Source organism: Streptomyces sp. CBMA156 (genome assembly GCF_014596515.1).
Taxonomy (GTDB): Bacteria; Actinomycetota; Actinomycetes; order Streptomycetales; family Streptomycetaceae; genus Kitasatospora.
Map to the genome: position 1 here is coordinate 63,878 of NZ_MSJQ01000426.1, position 16,318 is coordinate 80,195.

At 72.8% G+C, this 16,318-nt stretch carries 16 protein-coding genes; 10 read left to right on the forward strand and 6 right to left on the reverse strand.

Annotated elements, in window-relative coordinates:
• Positions 1–84: 84 nt before the first annotated feature.
• Both BU198_RS38070 and mqnP read left to right on the forward strand, forming a co-directional pair.
• Positions 85–1,542 (forward strand): menaquinone biosynthesis decarboxylase, encoded by a 1,458-nt coding sequence (locus BU198_RS38070; protein WP_188301343.1) that lies wholly within the window; start codon positions 85–87, stop codon positions 1,540–1,542.
• The gene (gene mqnP / locus BU198_RS38075; RefSeq protein ID WP_188301344.1) at positions 1,539–2,438 is read left to right on the forward strand and encodes a menaquinone biosynthesis prenyltransferase MqnP; all 900 of its coding nucleotides are present in this window, start codon (positions 1,539–1,541) and stop codon (positions 2,436–2,438) included. The genes BU198_RS38070 and mqnP overlap by 4 nt, the downstream gene beginning before the upstream one ends.
• Positions 2,439–2,483: 45 nt before the next feature.
• Here mqnP and BU198_RS38080 read toward each other — a convergent pair whose 3' ends face one another.
• The 3 genes from BU198_RS38080 to BU198_RS38090 all read right to left on the reverse strand — a co-directional run bounded on the left by BU198_RS38080 (position 2,484) and on the right by BU198_RS38090 (position 5,458).
• Positions 2,484–3,311, reverse strand: a complete 828-nt coding sequence (locus tag BU198_RS38080) for a nucleoside-diphosphate sugar epimerase (RefSeq protein ID WP_188301345.1) — start codon at positions 3,309–3,311, stop codon at positions 2,484–2,486.
• 123 nt (positions 3,312–3,434) lie between these two features.
• Positions 3,435–4,190, reverse strand: a complete 756-nt coding sequence (locus BU198_RS38085) for an alpha/beta fold hydrolase (protein WP_188301346.1) — start codon at positions 4,188–4,190, stop codon at positions 3,435–3,437.
• A gap of 44 nt (positions 4,191–4,234) precedes the next feature.
• The gene (locus tag BU198_RS38090) at positions 4,235–5,458 is read right to left on the reverse strand and encodes an FAD-dependent oxidoreductase (RefSeq protein WP_188301347.1); all 1,224 of its coding nucleotides are present in this window, start codon (positions 5,456–5,458) and stop codon (positions 4,235–4,237) included.
• 101 nt (positions 5,459–5,559) lie between these two features.
• Between BU198_RS38090 and BU198_RS38095 the strand changes: the two genes are divergently transcribed.
• A complete protein-coding gene (locus BU198_RS38095) occupies positions 5,560–6,366 on the forward strand; it encodes a TetR/AcrR family transcriptional regulator (protein WP_188301348.1) in 807 nt (268 codons plus the stop codon).
• Positions 6,367–6,504: 138 nt separating this feature from the next.
• Here the strand turns inward: BU198_RS38095 and BU198_RS38100 are convergent, their stop codons facing one another.
• Positions 6,505–7,221 (reverse strand): MOSC domain-containing protein, encoded by a 717-nt coding sequence (locus tag BU198_RS38100; protein WP_188301349.1) that lies wholly within the window; start codon positions 7,219–7,221, stop codon positions 6,505–6,507.
• Between the two features lie 79 nt (positions 7,222–7,300).
• Positions 7,301–8,044: a cyclase family protein gene (locus BU198_RS38105; protein WP_188301350.1), complete on the reverse strand. Its 744-nt coding sequence runs from the start codon at positions 8,042–8,044 to the stop codon at positions 7,301–7,303.
• Between the two features lie 90 nt (positions 8,045–8,134).
• Here BU198_RS38105 and BU198_RS38110 point away from each other — a divergent pair, with 90 nt between their 5' ends.
• From BU198_RS38110 to BU198_RS38135, 6 genes are all read left to right on the forward strand, one after another.
• Positions 8,135–8,809, forward strand: a complete 675-nt coding sequence (locus tag BU198_RS38110; RefSeq protein ID WP_188301351.1) for a UbiX family flavin prenyltransferase — start codon at positions 8,135–8,137, stop codon at positions 8,807–8,809.
• A 119-nt stretch (positions 8,810–8,928) separates the two neighbouring features.
• Entirely contained in the window at positions 8,929–9,387 is a 459-nt protein-coding gene (locus BU198_RS38115) for an Lrp/AsnC family transcriptional regulator (protein WP_030055719.1), read from the forward strand.
• Positions 9,388–9,390: 3 nt separating this feature from the next.
• Entirely contained in the window at positions 9,391–10,353 is a 963-nt protein-coding gene (locus tag BU198_RS38120) for a threonine/serine dehydratase (protein ID WP_188301352.1), read from the forward strand.
• A 52-nt stretch (positions 10,354–10,405) separates the two neighbouring features.
• A complete protein-coding gene (gene mqnE, locus BU198_RS38125; RefSeq protein ID WP_188301353.1) occupies positions 10,406–11,569 on the forward strand; it encodes an aminofutalosine synthase MqnE in 1,164 nt (387 codons plus the stop codon).
• Between the two features lie 116 nt (positions 11,570–11,685).
• Positions 11,686–12,891 carry a L,D-transpeptidase family protein gene (locus tag BU198_RS38130; protein WP_223245495.1) on the forward strand — a complete coding sequence of 402 codons (1,206 nt, stop codon included), beginning with the start codon at positions 11,686–11,688 and terminating at the stop codon, positions 12,889–12,891.
• Between the two features lie 123 nt (positions 12,892–13,014).
• On the forward strand, positions 13,015–13,959 hold the full coding sequence (locus BU198_RS38135; RefSeq protein WP_188301354.1) for a beta-ketoacyl-ACP synthase III: 945 nt from the start codon (positions 13,015–13,017) through the stop codon (positions 13,957–13,959).
• A 314-nt stretch (positions 13,960–14,273) separates the two neighbouring features.
• Here BU198_RS38135 and BU198_RS38140 read toward each other — a convergent pair whose 3' ends face one another.
• Positions 14,274–14,921, reverse strand: a complete 648-nt coding sequence (locus BU198_RS38140) for a TetR family transcriptional regulator (RefSeq protein ID WP_049651546.1) — start codon at positions 14,919–14,921, stop codon at positions 14,274–14,276.
• A gap of 448 nt (positions 14,922–15,369) precedes the next feature.
• Between BU198_RS38140 and BU198_RS38145 the strand changes: the two genes are divergently transcribed.
• Positions 15,370–16,318: serine/threonine-protein kinase (locus tag BU198_RS38145; RefSeq protein ID WP_188301355.1), on the forward strand; the 949-nt coding region annotated here is incomplete at its 3' end.

Here is a 16,318-nt window from a genome sequence, read left to right on the forward strand (position 1 = left end):
CCTCCCTGGCGGCGACGGTGGCGGCGGGCGCCTTCCAGGGGCCCTTGACCCGGCCAGGCTATCGGGTGGCGGATACTGACAGGCATGGCATACGACGATCTCCGCTCGTTTCTCCGGGCCCTCGACCGCGAGGGCGACCTCAAGCGCATCAAGGCGGAGGTGGACCCGCACCTGGAGATCGGCGAGATCGTCGACCGGGTGCAGAAGGCCAAGGGCCCGGCGCTGCTCTTCGAGAACGTCAGGGGATCGTCGATGCCGCTGGCGATGAACGTCTTCGGCACCGAGCGGCGGCTGGCCAAGTCGCTCGGCCTCAAGGGCCCGGACGACATCTCGGAGAAGATCGCCGGGCTGCTCAGGCCGGAGCTGCCGCAGGGCTTCACCGGCTTCCGGGACGCCTTCGGCAAGCTCGCCTCGATGACCCACGTCCCGCCCCGGAACGTGAAGTCCGGTGACGCCCCGGTGCAGGAGGTGGTGCTCACCGGCGACGACGTCGACCTGGACGAGCTGCCCGCCCTCTTCACCTGGCCGCTGGACGGCGGCTCCTTCTTCAACCTGGGCCTGACCCACACCAAGGACCCGGACACCGGCATCCGCAACCTGGGCCTCTACCGGCTCCAGCGGCACGACCGCCGCACCATCGGCATGCACTGGCAGATCCACAAGGACAGCCGCAACCACTACGCGGTGGCGGCCAAGCGGGGCGAGCGCCTCCCGGTCGCGATCGCCTTCGGCTGCCCCCCGGCCGTCACCTACGCGGCCACCGCGCCGCTGCCCGGCGACATCGACGAGTACCTCTTCGCCGGCTTCATCGCGGGCGAGCGGGTGCGGATGGTCGACTGCAAGACGGTGCCGCTCCAGGTCCCGGCCGACGCCGAGGTGGTCCTGGAGGGCTGGCTGGAGCCCGGGGAGATGCTGCCCGAGGGCCCGTTCGGCGACCACACCGGCTTCTACACCCCGCAGGAGCCGTTCCCCGCGCTGACGATCGACTGCGTGACGATGCGCCGCCGTCCGATCCTCCAGTCCATCGTGGTCGGCCGCCCGCCGACCGAGGACGGCCCGCTGGGCAAGTTCACCGAGCGGTTCTTCCTGCCGCTGCTGAAGATCATCATCCCGGACATCGTCGACTACGACCTGCCCGAGGCCGGCGGCTTCCACAACTGCGTGATCGTCTCGATCGACAAGAAGTACCCCAAGCACGCCCAGAAGACGATGCACGCGATCTGGGGCGCGCACATGATGTCGCTGACCAAGCTGATCATCGTGGTGGACTCCGACTGCGACGTGCACGACTACCGGGAAGTCGCCTGGCGGGCCTTCGGCAACGTCGACTACAGCCGCGACCTCACCGTGGTCGAGGGCCCGGTGGACCACCTGGACCACGCCTCGTACCAGCAGTTCTGGGGCGGCAAGGCCGGCATCGACGCGACCAGGAAGCTGCCCGAGGAGGGGTACACCCGGGACGGCGGCTGGCCGGAGATGGTCTCCTCGGACCCGGCGACGGCCGCGCTGGTGAACCGCCGCTGGAAGGAGTACGGACTGTGAGCAGCACGGCCGCGGTAGAGGTCCCCGGGCGGACGAAGGCGTTCCTGCGCCTGGTGATGATCGAGCACTCGGTCTTCGCCCTGCCCTTCGCCTACATCGCCGCGCTGACCGCGATGTTCCTCGCGGACAAGCGGGTGCACTGGGGCGAACTGTTCGTCGTCACCGTGTGCATGGTCGGTCTGCGGACCTTCGCGATGGCGGCCAACCGGATCATCGACCGCGAGCTCGACGCCCGGAACCCGCGCACCGCCACCCGCGAACTGGTCACCGGCGCGGTGTCGTTGAAGACCGCGTACGTCGGCTCGGCGGTGGCGCTGGTGGTCTTCCTCGGCGCCGCCGCGATGCTGAACCCGCTCTGCCTGGCGCTCGCGCCGGTGGCCGTGGTGCCGATGGTGGTCTACCCGTACGGCAAGCGGTTCACGAACTTCCCGCAGGCGATCCTGGGGCTGGCCCAGGCGATGGGGCCGGTCGGCGCCTGGCTCGCGGTGACGGGCAGCTGGTCCTGGGAGGCCGTCGTCCTCGGCGCGGCGGTCGGCATCTGGATCGGCGGCTTCGACCTGATCTACGCCTGCCAGGACGTCGGGTCCGACCGGGACAACGGGGTGCGGTCGGTGCCGGCCAGGTTCGGCGTCCCGGCGGCGATCCGGGGCGCGCGGGTGTGCCACGTCCTCACCACGCTGCTGCTGGGCTGGTTCGCGGTGCTGACGCACGCCGGAGCGGCGTTCTGGACCGGTCTGCTGGTCGTCGCGGGCGCGTTCGTCTACGAGCACACCATCGTGAGGCCGAACGACCTGTCGAAGCTGAACCGGGCGTTCTTCCAGACCAACAGCTTCGTCGGGGTCTCGCTGTTCTTCTTCGCACTGGTGGACCTGGTGGTCCGCGGGCTCGGCATCTGACCCCGGGCGGCGGCGCGCCCGGCGCCGCGGGCCGCCCGACCGGTTTCAGCGGAACAGGGCGGCGTGGTCGGCAGCCCAGGCGCGGAAGCCGCGGGCGGGGTGGCCGGTGAGGTCCCGGACCGTCGTGGTAGCGGGTTCCGGGCCGGTGAGGCGGGCGTGGACGAAGTCCAGCGCGCCGTCGGCGGCGGCCGGGGGCCGGCCGGTGGCGGACATCCGGCGGCGGGCGGTCTCCCGGGAGACCTCCTGCCAGCAGGCCGGGCGGCCGGCGGCCTCGCCGATGATCTCCACCTGTTCCGCCCGGGTGAGGGACTCCGGGCCGGTGAGGACGTACCTGGCGCCGTCGTGGCCGTCCTCGGCCAGGGTCCGCACGGCGACCGCCGCGATGTCCCGCTCGTCCACCGGGTTCAGCCCGGCGGCACCGCCGTAGCCCCGGACGGAGCCCGTGGAACGGATCTCCTCCGCCCACTCCAGGGCGGCCGCGAAGCCGTGGGCCCGCAGCACCGTGTGCCGCACCCCGCAGGCCGTCAGCAGCGCCTCGATCCCGCCCTCCGGACGGCCGGGGGAGTGCGGTCCCGCGCCGGGGACGTCGCGGACGGCAGCCGAGGAGAGGAAGACCACCCGCCCGACCTCCCTGGCCAGCACGCCCACGGTCTCCGCGGCGCCGTCCGCGGTGGAGAACGGCCACCCCAGGAGCACGGCGCCGGCGCCCTGGACGGCCGCCTCCAGCGTGGCCGGGTCGAGCAGGTCCCGCGGGGGCAGGGTCCGCACCCGGACGCCGGAGGCCGCGAGCTGTAGCCCGACGTGCCGCCCGACCGCCCCGGAGACGCCGATCACCGTCACCGGCGACGTGCCGTCAACTCGCTCATCCGTCATGCCTCGAACGTAGGCGAGAAAGATGAGACGCCCCATGCGTACGGGTCTCCGGTCCATGCGTCAGCGTCCAACGGTGCGCGGGAGGCCGACGGAGCCGGCGTCCCGCGCGACGCGCCCGCGGCCTCAGTCGTGCAGGAAGCCCTCCATCGCGACGGTCAGGGCCACCGGGGCCTCGTACATCGGGTAGTGCCCGCAGCCGGCGAGCTCCTCCAGCTCGGCGTTGGGGTAGTGGGTGAGGAAGGTGCCGCGCATCACCTCGGTGGTGAGGGCGAGGTCGTACTCGCCGACGATCACCTTGACCGGCACCGGGTTGCCGCTGATCCGGCGCTCCAGGTCGGCCGTCGTCCAGTCGCGGACGTAGCCGCCGAAGGCCTCGGGGGTGGACAGCCGCAGGGACTGGTCGACCAGGTGGTCGAGCCAGACCCGGCCGGCCCGCCTGCCGGTGACCAGGTCGAGGATCGCGAAGCGCTTCTCCCGGTCCTCGGCGGCGCCGAGGAACAGCGCCTCGCCCGCCTCGTCCAGCGGGTACGGCCCGGCCGGCACCGGGGCCAGGCCGACCAGCTTGCGGACCCGCAGCGGCGCCTCCGCGAGCACCTGCTGCGCCGCTTTGGCGCCCATCGAGTGGCCGACCAGGGAGAAGCGGTCCCAGCCGAGCCGGTCAGCCAGGGCGAGCGCGTCGGAGGCGATCTCGGCGAGCGTGTACGCGCCGGGGACGTCCTTGCGCTGCCCGTAGCCGCGGTAGTCGAAGAAGGCGTAGCCGAAGGCGTCGCCGTCGAGGTAGTCGAGGAACGGGCCCCAGCCCGCGCTGGTGCCGAACCAGTCGTGCAGGACCAGGACGTGGTGGTCGCCGGTGCCGGTCAAGCGGTGAGGGATCGTCATGTCCTCGGTCGTTCCCCGCGATCCGCCCGTCCGAACGGGTGGCCTCAGGCCTCGCGCCGGGCGAAGGCCGGGGCGTGCTCGGGCAGCGGCCCGAAGGCGATCAGCCGGGACATCAGCAGCGGGAAGCCGGGGAGGTACCGGGCGAGCAGCACCAGCCGGGCCGGCGGCCCGGTCCGCCGGCCGGTGAGGACCGGCTCGAACAGCAGGCGGTGCAGGACCCGCTGCATTCCCTGCATGATCACGGTCGGCCGCCACCGGCGGTGCTGGACCCGGGCCAGGGCCGCGGTGGTCGGGCGGCCGCGCCGCAGTGGTTCGGCGAGCAGGGCGGCGGTCGCGACGGCGTCCTGGATGGCCAGGTTGATGCCCACCCCGCCGGCCGGGGACATCGCGTGGGCGGCGTCGCCGATCAGCAGCAGCCCGTCCCGGTACCAGCGGTCCAGCCGGTTGAGCCGTACGTCGAGCAGGTGCAGGTCGTCGAGGGTCTTCAGCTGGTCGACCCGGTCGGCGTACTGGGGCAGCAGCGCGGCGATCCGCTCGCGGAACCGCTCGACGCCCTCGGCGCGCAGGTGCGGGTCGGTGCCCTTGGCGCGGAAGTAGGCGACCTGGAAGTAGTCCTTCCGGGCGAAGCTCAGCGCCATGTCGCCGTGCCCGAAGCCGGGGACGAGGCTGGGCGGCTGGGCCTGCTCGTGGGGGTGCCGGGGCAGCCGGAACCACCAGACGTCGAAGGGCACCGGGAACTCCCTGGGCGTCAGCCCGGCCGCCCGGCGCAGGGTGGAGTGCCGGCCGTCGGCGGCGACGGTGAGGCCGGCGCGCAGCTCGCCCTCCTCGCCGTCCCCGGTGCGGTACCGGACGCCGGTCACCCGGCCGCCCTCGCGGAGCAGGCCGGTGGCCTCGGTGTTCATCCGCAGCGTGAAGGTGGGCTCCCGCCGGGCCTCGGTGACCAGGAAGTCCAGGAGGTCCCACTGCGGGATCATCGCGATGTAGTTGTACGGCGCGGGCAGCCGCTCGTAGGCGCTCAGCGCGACGGGGGCGGCGCCGGGCGGCTGCACCACCAGGTTGCCGAGCCGGCTCTGCGGCAGGGCGGCGAACTTCCGGCCGAGGCCGAGTTCGTCCATCAGCCGCACGGTGGAGGCGTGGACGGTGTCGCCGCGGAAGTCGCGCAGGAAGTCCGTGTGCTTCTCCAGCACGGTGACCTCGATGCCGGCGCGCGCCAGCATCAGGCCCAGCATCATTCCGGCGGGGCCGCCGCCGGAGATCACGACGCTCATGGCTCTCCCCTTTCAGTGCTCATTCGATCACTGTCCGTGTGGAACCTGCATGTACAGAGTCTCTGGAACCGTCTCAGATGTCAAGTAGTACGATGCTTCACATGAAGGAGCTGGTGATGGCCGCCCTCGCGGCGGCGAAGGAGCGGGGCCAGGACGTCGCCGACGTCCCGCTGACGGCGATCGCGGCGACGGCGGGCATCTCCCGCAGCACGCTGCTGCGCCGGATCGGCGGCTCCCGGACGGCGCTGGACGCGGCCGTCAGGGAGGCGGGGGTCGACCCGGGCGGACGGCCGCCGGTGCGCGAGCGCGCGATCGAGGCGGCGGCCCTGCTGGTGGCCGAGCGCGGCCTGGCCGGGGTCACCCTGGACGCCGTCGCGGACCGGGCCGACTGCTCGCTGCCCAGCCTGCACGCCGTCTTCGAGGGGCGGGACGGCCTGCTCGCCGCCGTCTTCGAGCGGCACTCCGCGCTGCCCCGGCTGGAGGCCCTGGCCGCCGACCCGCCGGAGGGGCTGGAGGGCACCGTGCGGGCGCTCCACGCCGCCTTCGCCGCGGCCTTCGAGCACGAGCCGCGGATCGTCCCGGCGGTCTTCGCCGACCTGCTCGGGCGGCCGGACGGCCCGGCCGCCCGGGTGCTGGCCGTCAGTCTGCCGCGGACGCTCGACATCCTCGACGGGCTGCTGGGGCCGCACGTGCGGGCCGGCCGGCTGAGACCGCTGCCCACTCCGGTGCTGGTCCAGCTGTTGCTCGGCCCGCTGCTCAACCACGTCCTGATGCGGCCGGTGCTGGAGCCCGCCCTGGGGGCGGGGCTGCCCTCGATGGACGAGACCGTCGAGATCTTCGTCGACGCCTACCTGCGGGCGGTCGCCGTTCCTTCCCCGGCGCCGGGGGGCGAGGCCGGCGGGCCCTGAGCGGGCCCTCCCGGCGCCCCCGTCGAGCAGGTCCTCCGCCCGGTCCGCAGTCGCCGGTCCAGGGGCCGTCGGCCGGCCGGTTCTCCTGCGGTGAAGGAGAAGTGACGATGCGTCAGGCCGGTGCGGAGGGCGGTGCGATCAGTCCAGGACCAGCCGGTCGCCGACCCGCAGCCGGCCCGGGGCGGCGACCTCGGCGAGGGCGTCCAGCCGGCCGTCGTGGGCGTGCACGACGGCCTTGAGGATCTCGGGCGCGTGCGGCAGTCCGGGCTGCGGGGCGCCCGTCATCGCGCAGCGCTCGCTGGAGGCGACGAAGGAGAGTCCGGCGCAGCCGGGGGCCTCGCCGCGGGCCCGCCGGCCGAGCCAGGCGTCCTCGGCGAACGGCGGGGTGCCGGGCGGGGTGCGCAGCACGATGTTGGGGCGGAACCGGCGCTCGTCGACCACGGCGAACGGGACGGCCTCGCGGACCCAGTCCAGGGTGGCGGTGCTGAGGACGCTGACCGGCATCCGGTCGAAGTGCGAGACGGCGTCCTCGCGGGCGAGTTCGACGTCGTCGAGCTGGAGGTAGGCGCGCAGGAAGGCGTCCGGCCGGTCGACCGGGCGGCCGAGCGGGTCGAACAGCTCCGGGCCGTCGATCCGGTGGCCGAGCCGGGCGGAGAGGCGGAGCAGGCCGTCCATCCGGCGGAAGCGGCGGGTGTCCTTGCCCGAGCCGAGCTTGCCGGTCGCGTCGCGGACGGCGTAGAGGCGGTCGCCGGCCAGGCCGCGCTCGTCCACCTCGACGGAGTCGAGCCGCTCGCCGCCGGTGGATTTCACGGGGTAGCGCCAGATTCGCTCGATCACTCCGATGATCTCAGCCATGGCCGGAAAGCGTACTGGCGTTGACGGGGGATGGTCTAGACCAAGTCGGGCAGGGCCGGGCGGGGACCGCCGGAGCGGCTCAGCCCAGCCGGGCCACCGCCCGTACCGGCGCGCCGTCCGCCGCGACCAGCCGCAGCGGGAACAGCGAGACCTCCACCGGCAGTCCGGCCTCCTGGGCTGCCAGCAGCGGCCGCAGATCGGTCAGGTTCTCGGCGATCACCCCGCCGCCGGACGCGCCCAGCAGCACCCGGTGCGCGGCGAGCGAGGGCTCGTCGGCGGTGCCGTGGTCGTGCTCGTCGGTGAGGTCGGCGAGCAGCGCGGCCACCGCGGGGTCGCCCGGGCCGGGGTCGGGGGTCGGGTCGACGCTGAGCGCGTCCACCCCGACCGTCCGCACCCCGGCGGCGACGATCGCCTCGGCGGCGGCCGGGGTCAGGCTGGGGTGGGCGAGGTAGACGTCGGTGCCCCAGTGCCGGGCCCAGCCGGTGGCCAGCAGCAGGACGGTGCCCTCGGCGGCCCGTGCCAGCGCGGGCGCCAGCAGCTCGGGCGTGATGGCCGCCCTGGGCTCCAGCCCGCGCAGGTCGGCGACCACGGCCGGGCCGGTGAACCGCTCCAGCGGCAGCCCGTCCAGGGTCGGCCAGGTGACGTCCACGTGGTACGGCGCGTCCACGTGCGTCCCGGACTGCGAGCCGAGGTGCAGGGCCAGCACGTTCACCCCGGCGGTGGCCGTGGTGAGCGCGGGCTCCAGCAGGACGGCCGGATCGCCGGGGTAGACCGGCATCGCGGTGGTCACCTGATGGGTGAGGTCGACGAGGGTCGCTGCCATGCCCCCATCCTTCCAGGGGACGGCGGCTCCCGGGCCCCTCCCGGCCGGCCCGGGCCGAACGCGCAGGTCGGGCCGGGACAGAATTGCCCCATGGGAACTGCGAAGCGTCAGCCGTGGGTGGTCGGGGTCTCCGGTGCGTCGGGGACGCCGTACGCGGCCTCGGTGATCCGCGCGCTGCTGGCCGCCGGCGAGGCGGTGGACCTGATCGTCAGCCGCGCCGCCAGGCTCACCATCCTGGACGAGACCGGGATCTCCTTCCGGGACGCCCACTGGCGCACCGACCTCGCCGCCTGGCTCGGGAGCGACCAGGGCCTGGACGACGTCCGCTACTGGTCCGCCGGGGACTTCGCGGCCGGCCCGTCCAGCGGCTCGTACCCCGCCAAGGGCATGCTCGTGGTGCCCGCGACCACCGGCGCGGTGGCCGGGATCGCGCTCGGTCTGAGCAAGGACCTGCTGCAGCGCGTCGCCAGCGTCACCCTCAAGGAGCGCCGTCCACTCGTCGTCTGCGTGCGCGAGGCACCACTCAACGGGGTGACGTTGAAGCACCTGGTGGAGCTCGACGCGCAGGGGGCGGTCGTGCTGCCCGCTTCGCCCGGTTTCTACGCCGGCGGCTCCACCGTGCGCGAACTCGTGGACTTCGTGGCCGGGCGGGTGCTGGACGCCGTCGGCGTGCCGCATTCCCTGTACCTGCGCTGGGAAGGGGAGTTGGGAGCGGCCGCCCGCCGGGTGGACGACAACGGCGGCGGACGGATCGAGGGGGAGTAAGGAGACCGGGGGCGGGAGAGTATGTTCTCTGCGATATCCGGGTCGGTCGGCGCACAGCGCCTTTGAATCCGGATAATGATCTGTGGGTCTGGCGAGGTTCGGAAGGACGCGGACGGTATATGGACACGGTGGACAGACAGCTCATCCAGGCGCTCCGGGAGAACGGCCGCGCGTCCTACGCCGAGTTGGGCCGCCTGGTCGGGCTCTCCGGCCCGAGCGTCACGGACCGGATCAACCGCCTGGAGCAGGCCGGGGTCATCACCGGCTACCGGGCGACGGTCAATCCGGCCTCGCTCGGCTTCGGCGTCACGGCCCTGATCGGCCTTCAGCTCACCGACGCCGCGGACCACGAGGACGTCGCGTTCCGGCTGAAGGACCTCAACGAGGTCGAGGACTGCTGGTTCATCGCCGGCGACGACTCGTACATGCTCAAGGTCCGGGTGGCCGACGTGGCCGGCCTGGAGTCGGTGGTCAAGCGGATCTCGGGCACGAAGGGCGTGGCCAGGACCCGCACCACCGTCGTACTCTCCACGAAGTGGGAGAACCGGGTGAGTGAACTCCCCCCCGTAGGAGAGTGACGCATGGCACTGGTCGGCCTGGAGGAACTGCGCGCCGCACGGCAGCGGATCGCGGGGATCGCCGTACGCACCCCGCTGGTCCCCGCCCCCTGGGCGGCCGACGGGGAACGGCGGCTCTGGCTGAAGCCCGAGAACCTCCAGCCGACCGGGGCCTTCAAGACCCGCGGCGCCTACAACCGGCTGGCCGCGCTCACCGCGGACGAGCGCTCCCGCGGCGTGGTCGCCCAGTCCAGCGGCAACCACGCGCAGGCGGTGGCGTACGCGGCCAGGACGCTCGGCATCAAGGCCGTGATCGTGATGCCGGACACCTCGCCCGCGGTGAAGGTGGAGGCCACCCGCTCGTTCGGCGCCGAGGTGATCCTCGTCGCGCCCGAGGAGCGGGACATCCTGCCCGGCGAGCTGGCCGGGCAGCACGGCTACGTCTGGGTGCCGCCGTACGACGACCCGTTCATCATCGCGGGCCAGGGCACGGTCGGCCTGGAGATCGCCGAGGACGCCCCGGCCGAGCTGGACACCGTCCTGGTGCCGGTCAGCGGCGGCGGCCTGATCAGCGGGACGGCGGCCGCGCTCAAGCTCACCCGCCCCGGCATCCGGGTGGTCGGCGTGGAGCCCGAACTGGCCGCCGACGCCCAGGCCAGCCTGCGGGCCGGCCGCCGGGTCGAGTGGCCGGTCGCCGACACCTACCGGACCATCGCGGACGGGCTGCGCACCCCGTCGCTCGGCGTGCTGCCGTTCGAGCACGTCACCGCCTACGTGGACGACATCGTCACCGTCACCGAGGACGAGATCCGCGCCACCGTGGCCGTGCTGGCCCGGCGCGGCAGGCTGGTCGCCGAGCCCTCGGGGGCGGTCGCCCCGGCCGCCTACCTCCACCGCGCGGCCGAGACCGGGGGCCAGGCGGTGGCGGCCGTGGTCAGCGGCGGCAACATCGACCCGGTACTGCTCGCCGAGCTGCTGTCGGCATAGGCGTAACCTCGTTCCGGCAAGGAATCGAACGTCGGAGGAGGCGGGGCACCGCATGGACGCAGGACTCAAGCGCGAGCTGGAGGCGAAGGTCTACGCGGGTGAGCGGCTGACCCGCGAGGACGGGATCGCGCTCTACGGGAGCGACGACCTGGCCTGGCTGGGCGGGCTGGCCCACCACGTGCGGACGCGGAAGAACGGCGACGTCGTCCACTTCAACGTCAACCGCCACCTCAACATGACCAACGTGTGCAGCGCGTCCTGCGCGTACTGCTCGTTCCAGCGCAAGCCGGGCGAGAAGGACGCCTACACGATGCGCATCGAGGAGGCCGTCCGCCTCGCCAAGGCGATGGAGAGCGACTCCCTCACCGAGCTGCACATCGTGAACGGCCTGCACCCGACCCTGCCGTGGCGCTACTACCCGCGCTCGCTGCGGGAGCTGAAGGCGGCGCTGCCGAACGTCTCGCTGAAGGCCTTCACCGCCACCGAGATCCACTGGTTCGAGAAGATCAGCGGCCTGTCCGCCGACGAGATCATGGACGAGCTGATCGACGCCGGCCTGGAGTCGCTGACCGGCGGCGGCGCGGAGATCTTCGACTGGGAGGTCCGTCAGCACATCGTCGACCACGACACCCACTGGGAGGACTGGTCGCGGATCCACCGCCTCGCGCACAGCAAGGGCCTCAAGACGCCGGCCACCATGCTGTACGGACACATCGAGGAGCCCCGCCACCGGGTGGACCACGTGCTGCGGCTGCGCGAGCTCCAGGACGAGACCGGCGGCTTCCAGGTCTTCATCCCGCTGCGCTACCAGCACGACTTCCACGACTCCAAGGACGGCGTCGTGCGCAACAAGCTGATGGCCCGCACGGAGATGGCCACCGGTGCCGAGGCGCTGAAGACCTTCGCGGTCTCCCGGCTGCTCTTCGACAACGTCCCGCACGTCAAGGTCTTCTGGGTGATGCACGGCGTCACCACCGCCCAGCTGGCGCTCAGCCACGGCGCGGACGACATGGACGGCTCGGTGGTCGAGTACAAGATCACCCACGACGCGGACAACTTCGGCACCCCGAACAAGCTCGGCCGCGACGACCTGCTCGGCCTGATCCGCGACGCCGGCTTCCGCCCGGTGGAGCGCAACACCCGCTACGAGATCATCCGCGAGTACGAGGGCCCGGACCGGACGCGCCGTGAGTCCCCGCAGGCGATGCGCCTCTGACCTGCGAAGCATCCCCGCCGCCCCGGCCGCTCTCCGGCCGGGGCGGCGGTGTCTTCACCGCCTCCGCACGAGGCCCGGGTTTACCAACGGGTACGGCGTTTGGCAGGATCGACCGCATGTCCGGTTCTGATCGCGCCACCGCGTACCCGCCGCACCAGCCGATGCAGGATCCGGTCGACCTGATGCCGCAGCAGCCGTACGAGGGCTTCCAGCCGTACCAGCAGCCGGTTCGGGAGGGCTACGACCACGGCGGGTACCAGCCGTACGGACAGGCCCCTGACGGGTACTACGTGGCGTACGGGCAGCCGGTTCAGCCGTACGAGCCCGAGCCCGGCTACGAGGCCGTTCCTGTCTACGAGGCCGGGCCCGTTCCCGCTTACGAGCCCGAGCCGATCTACGAGCCCGAACCCGTGGTGCTCGCCGCCGCGCCCGCGGCCCCCGTCGTGGGCGCCAGGTCGGCTGCCCGGGGCCGGCGGCGCAAGGCCAAGCAGAAACGTCACGGCAAGGCCATGATGGCCGGCACCGCCCTGCTGGTCGCCGCCACCGCCGGCTGGTACGCCGTCGGCCAGGACGGCGCCAAGCCCGGCATCGCCGCCGCCGACGGCCCCGGCCCGGAGGGCGTCAGCAAGCCGGACCAGCCCGTCCCGGCCCCCGCGGCCGCCCAGGCCGCCTCCGACCGGCAGTCCGCGGCCCCGGCCGCCGACCGCAGCCAGACCCGCCAGGACGGCTCGGTCGCCGCGATACCCGGCCTCGGCGCGGCCTTCACCGCGAAGATCCCCGCCGAGACCGCCCAGGTCGTGGTCGCCACCGGCCAGGACAAGAACACCGACAAGAACAGCGTCACCCTCTGGACCCGCACCCCCGAGGGCCGCTGGCTGGCCGGCGAGACCTGGCAGGGCCACAACGGCAAGAACGGCTGGACCACCGACCACAACGAGGGCGACCTGCGCAGCCCGATCGGCGTCTTCGGCCTCACCGACGCGGGCGGCCGCAAGGCGGACCCGGGCAGCAAGCTCCCGTACGACAAGGACCCGAGCTTCGTGGTCTCCGGCACGGGCTTCTTCGGCGACCAGCTGGCCGGCTCCTTCGACTACGTGGTCGCGATCAACTACAACCGCGTCGCCGGCAACACCCCGCTCGACACGCGCCGCCCGATGGGCTCCAAGAAGGGCGGCGGCATCTGGCTCCACGTGGACCACGACGGCCCCACCCACGGCTGCGTGTCGATCCCCGAGGACAAGATGGCCCAGCTGATCCGCGCCCTGGACCCGGCCGCCCACCCGGTCATCGTGATGGGCGACTCCGCCGCACTGGCCGCCTGACCTCGGCATTGTGTACGGCCCGGGCACCCCAACGGGTCTTGTCGATCTCCTACAGATCGAGGGGGCGGATCCTGTCACCGGTCATACCCTGCTGACCAGTGGGTAACGGGGTTCCATGGCAGTATGAGCGGTTCGCGCATTGTGGCACTCGGCCACTTCCAGCCCCCCAAGGTCCTCACCAACGACGACCTGGCGGCACTCGTCGACACCGACGACGAGTGGATCCGCACCCGTGTGGGCATTCGCACCCGGCACATCGCCGAGGACGAGACCCTGGTCGACCTCGCCACCGAGGCCGCCCAGAAGGCACTCGCCAACGGCGGTCGGACGCCGGCGGAGATCGACCTCGTGGTGGTCGCCACCTGCACCGCGATCGAGCGCAGCCCCAACACCGCCGCCGCCGTGGCCGCCCGGCTGGGCGTGCGCTCGCCCGCCGCGTACGACATCAACACGGTCTGCTCCGGCTTCTCCTACGCCCTGGCCACCGCCGACCACGCGATCCGGGCCGGTTCGGCCCGCCGCGCCCTGGTGATCGGCGCCGAGCGGATGTCCGACACGCTCGACTGGACCGACCGCTCCACCTGCGTGATCTTCGGCGACGGCGCCGGCGCCGCGCTGGTCGAGGCCCAGGAGGAGGGCGCCGAGCCCGGCATCGGGCCGGTGGTCTGGGGCTCGGAGCCGGAGCGCGGCGACGCGGTGGTCATCACCGGCTGGGACCCGGTGATCAGCCAGCAGGGCCAGTCGGTCTTCCGCTGGGCCACCACCCAGCTCGCCCCGCTGGCCCGGCAGGCCTGCGAGCGTGCCGGGATCGACCCGTCCGAGCTGAAGGGCTTCGTCCCGCACCAGGCCAACCTGCGGATCATCGACGCGATCGCCGGCAAGCTGGGCCTCGTCGACGCGGTGGTGGCCAGGGACGTGGTCCACTCCGGCAACACCTCGGCGGCCTCCATCCCGCTGGCCTTCTCCAAGCTGGTCGAGCGCGGCGAGCTGTCGCCCGGCGACCCGGTCCTGCTCTTCGGCTTCGGCGGCGGCCTGGCGTACGCCGGCCAGGTCGTGCGCTGCCCCTGACCCGGCGGACGCCCCGACGCCGCCCCAGGCCGCCGTGACGCCGCCTGAGGGCGGCTCGACGCTGTCCGAGGACGCCCTCGACGCCGTCTGAGGGCGGCAGACGCCGCCTCGGCGCCGCCCGAGGGCGTCGCGACCCGGTCCGGAGACGGACATGCCGGTGGGCGGGCACCCTGTCACGGGTGCCCGCCCACCGGCATGTCTGGCGCGCGTGCGGCACGTCGGCGGACCTCCCCCGAGGACACGGCCGCCGTCCGTCGTTCCCCGGACAGGAGGCCGGGTGGCGCGCGGAGCGGATGGTGGGTCGGAGGGTGGTCCTACTTGGGCGCCTTCTTGCCGGTGACGCCCAGGTACACCAGGGGAGCGAGGTTGGGCTTGAGGTCCTTGACCTTGACGCCCCAGGAGGTGAAGGCCTTCTGGTGCTCGGCCGCCGAGGCGAGCAGCGAGACCAGGGCCCCGGCCACGGCGTTGGGATCGAGCGACTTGTCGGCCTGACCCTTCGCCTGGAGTTCCCTGACGGCCTCCGCGAGTGGCTTGGCGACCGCGTTGAGGACCGTCATGCGGATCTTGAAGAACCGCTTGTCCCCCTCGGCGGCACCGAGCGTGACCACTCGGAGAATGGCGTCGTTCTTGCGCCAGAAGGCGAGGAATCCGTCGACCAGTTCTTCCGAAGTGGTCGGTCCGGACTTCCCTGCCCAGGACTTTCCGGCCACCAGCTCTTTGAGCTGGTCGGCGTCCTTGGCCATTTCCTCGGCGATTTCGAGGACTGCGCCCTCGACATCCGGGAAGTACTGGTAGAAGGTCGCGGGGGAGGTACCCGCCATACGGGCGACGTCGATGACCTTGACGTCCCGATAGGGCGACGTGCTGAGCATCTCGCGGAGGCAATCGAGCAGCTTCTGCCGCGTCTCCTGTCCGCGTCGCCCGGCGACGCGACCGTCGACGGTGCGAACTTGTCCTGTCATGCCGTCAGCTTACCGTGGCACGATCTTGGCGCGATTCGGTGATGCGACTATTACTCCGCACGGGGGTTGCTATAGCGCTCCGAACCGCTTCGGACGGATATTCACGGGGCTTCGATGCCCCTGTTGAAGCCCCCCCGTGTGCTTTTGACCTCACAGCGTGACGGCGAGTCCGCTGAGGGGTGGTCGGGTGACAGAGCGTGACGATGTTCGGAAGTCGGGGAGCCGTCCGGAAGTGGACGGTCCCGGGCTCCGCGCGCAAGCCGCCTCCGGAGCGGGCGTCAGGATCCGGCCGTTCCGTCCTCGCTGGTCAGGGGCCCGTCGGGGGCGCCCTCCGGCCCCGGGCGGCGGGTTCGGGCCGGTGGGGGAGGTTGGATATGCGTGGGGCGGCATTGGAGAATCGGGTCCGGCACCACGCGGCGGGTGCGGACAACGGGGAGGTGGCAGCGGAGTGGACCAGCTGACGGCGCACGATCCGAGGCGGATCGGGCCCTTCGAGGTGCTGGGGCGGCTCGGCGCGGGTGGGATGGGGCTGGTCTACCTGGCGCGTTCCGCGTCGGGGCGGCGGGTGGCCATCAAGACCGTGCGGGGTGAGCTGGCCGAGGACGAGCTGTTCCGGGTCCGCTTCGCCCGGGAGATCGCGGCCGCCAAGACGGTCGGCGGCTTCTACACGGCGGCCGTGGTGGACGCGGACGCGGACGCCCGGGTGCCCTGGCTGGCCACCGCGTACATCCCGGCCCCCTCGCTGGAGGACCTGGTCGAGGACTGCGGCCCGCTGCCGGTGGACGCCACCCGCTGGCTGGTCGCCGGCATCGCGGAGGCCCTCCAGTCCATCCACGCGGCCAATCTGATCCACCGCGACCTCAAGCCCTCGAACGTCCTGGTGGTCGAGGACGGCCCGAAGGTGATCGACTTCGGCATCGCGGCCGGGGTGTCCAGCACCCGGCTCACCATGACCAACGTCGCGGTCGGCACGCCGGCCTACATGTCCCCCGAGCAGGCCAGGGACAGCCGTACCGTCCGGGGCGCCAGCGACGTCTTCTCGCTCGGCTCGCTGATGGTCTTCTGTGCCACCGGGCACCCGCCCTACCGGGGCACCAACCCGGTCGAGACGGTGTTCCAGCTGCTGCGCGAGGAGCCGGACCTGACCGGCATGCCGCGCGAGCTGATGGACCTGGTGCGCGCCTGCATGCAGCAGGCACCCGAGCGCCGGCCGACCCCGGCGCAGATCCAGGCCGAGCTGGCTCCGCACCTGTTCTCCAGGGACGACGCCGCCGGCGAGGTCGGGGACTGGCTGCCGACCAACGCGCTGGAGCTGATCGAGCGCAAGCGGGGCCGCCGTCCGGCCGCCCAGGCCCGCCCGCCGGCCGGTCCGGCCCAGCCGCCGCAGCCGCCCCCGC

Bases quoted from the DNA above. Each gene is read 5' to 3' on its own strand.
- BU198_RS38070 (WP_188301343.1), top strand. From the start codon at position 85: ATGGCATACGACGATCTCCGCTCGTTTCTCCGGGCCCTCGACCGCGAG.
- BU198_RS38080 (WP_188301345.1), bottom strand. From the start codon at position 3,311: ATGACGGATGAGCGAGTTGACGGCACGTCGCCGGTGACGGTGATCGGC.
- BU198_RS38085 (WP_188301346.1), bottom strand. From the start codon at position 4,190: ATGACGATCCCTCACCGCTTGACCGGCACCGGCGACCACCACGTCCTG.
- BU198_RS38090 (WP_188301347.1), bottom strand. From the start codon at position 5,458: ATGAGCGTCGTGATCTCCGGCGGCGGCCCCGCCGGAATGATGCTGGGC.
- BU198_RS38095 (WP_188301348.1), top strand. From the start codon at position 5,560: ATGAAGGAGCTGGTGATGGCCGCCCTCGCGGCGGCGAAGGAGCGGGGC.
- BU198_RS38100 (WP_188301349.1), bottom strand. From the start codon at position 7,221: ATGGCTGAGATCATCGGAGTGATCGAGCGAATCTGGCGCTACCCCGTG.
- BU198_RS38105 (WP_188301350.1), bottom strand. From the start codon at position 8,044: ATGGCAGCGACCCTCGTCGACCTCACCCATCAGGTGACCACCGCGATG.
- BU198_RS38110 (WP_188301351.1), top strand. From the start codon at position 8,135: ATGGGAACTGCGAAGCGTCAGCCGTGGGTGGTCGGGGTCTCCGGTGCG.
- BU198_RS38115 (WP_030055719.1), top strand. From the start codon at position 8,929: ATGGACACGGTGGACAGACAGCTCATCCAGGCGCTCCGGGAGAACGGC.
- BU198_RS38120 (WP_188301352.1), top strand. From the start codon at position 9,391: ATGGCACTGGTCGGCCTGGAGGAACTGCGCGCCGCACGGCAGCGGATC.
- mqnE (WP_188301353.1), top strand. From the start codon at position 10,406: ATGGACGCAGGACTCAAGCGCGAGCTGGAGGCGAAGGTCTACGCGGGT.
- BU198_RS38130 (WP_223245495.1), top strand. From the start codon at position 11,686: ATGTCCGGTTCTGATCGCGCCACCGCGTACCCGCCGCACCAGCCGATG.
- BU198_RS38135 (WP_188301354.1), top strand. From the start codon at position 13,015: ATGAGCGGTTCGCGCATTGTGGCACTCGGCCACTTCCAGCCCCCCAAG.
- BU198_RS38140 (WP_049651546.1), bottom strand. From the start codon at position 14,921: ATGACAGGACAAGTTCGCACCGTCGACGGTCGCGTCGCCGGGCGACGC.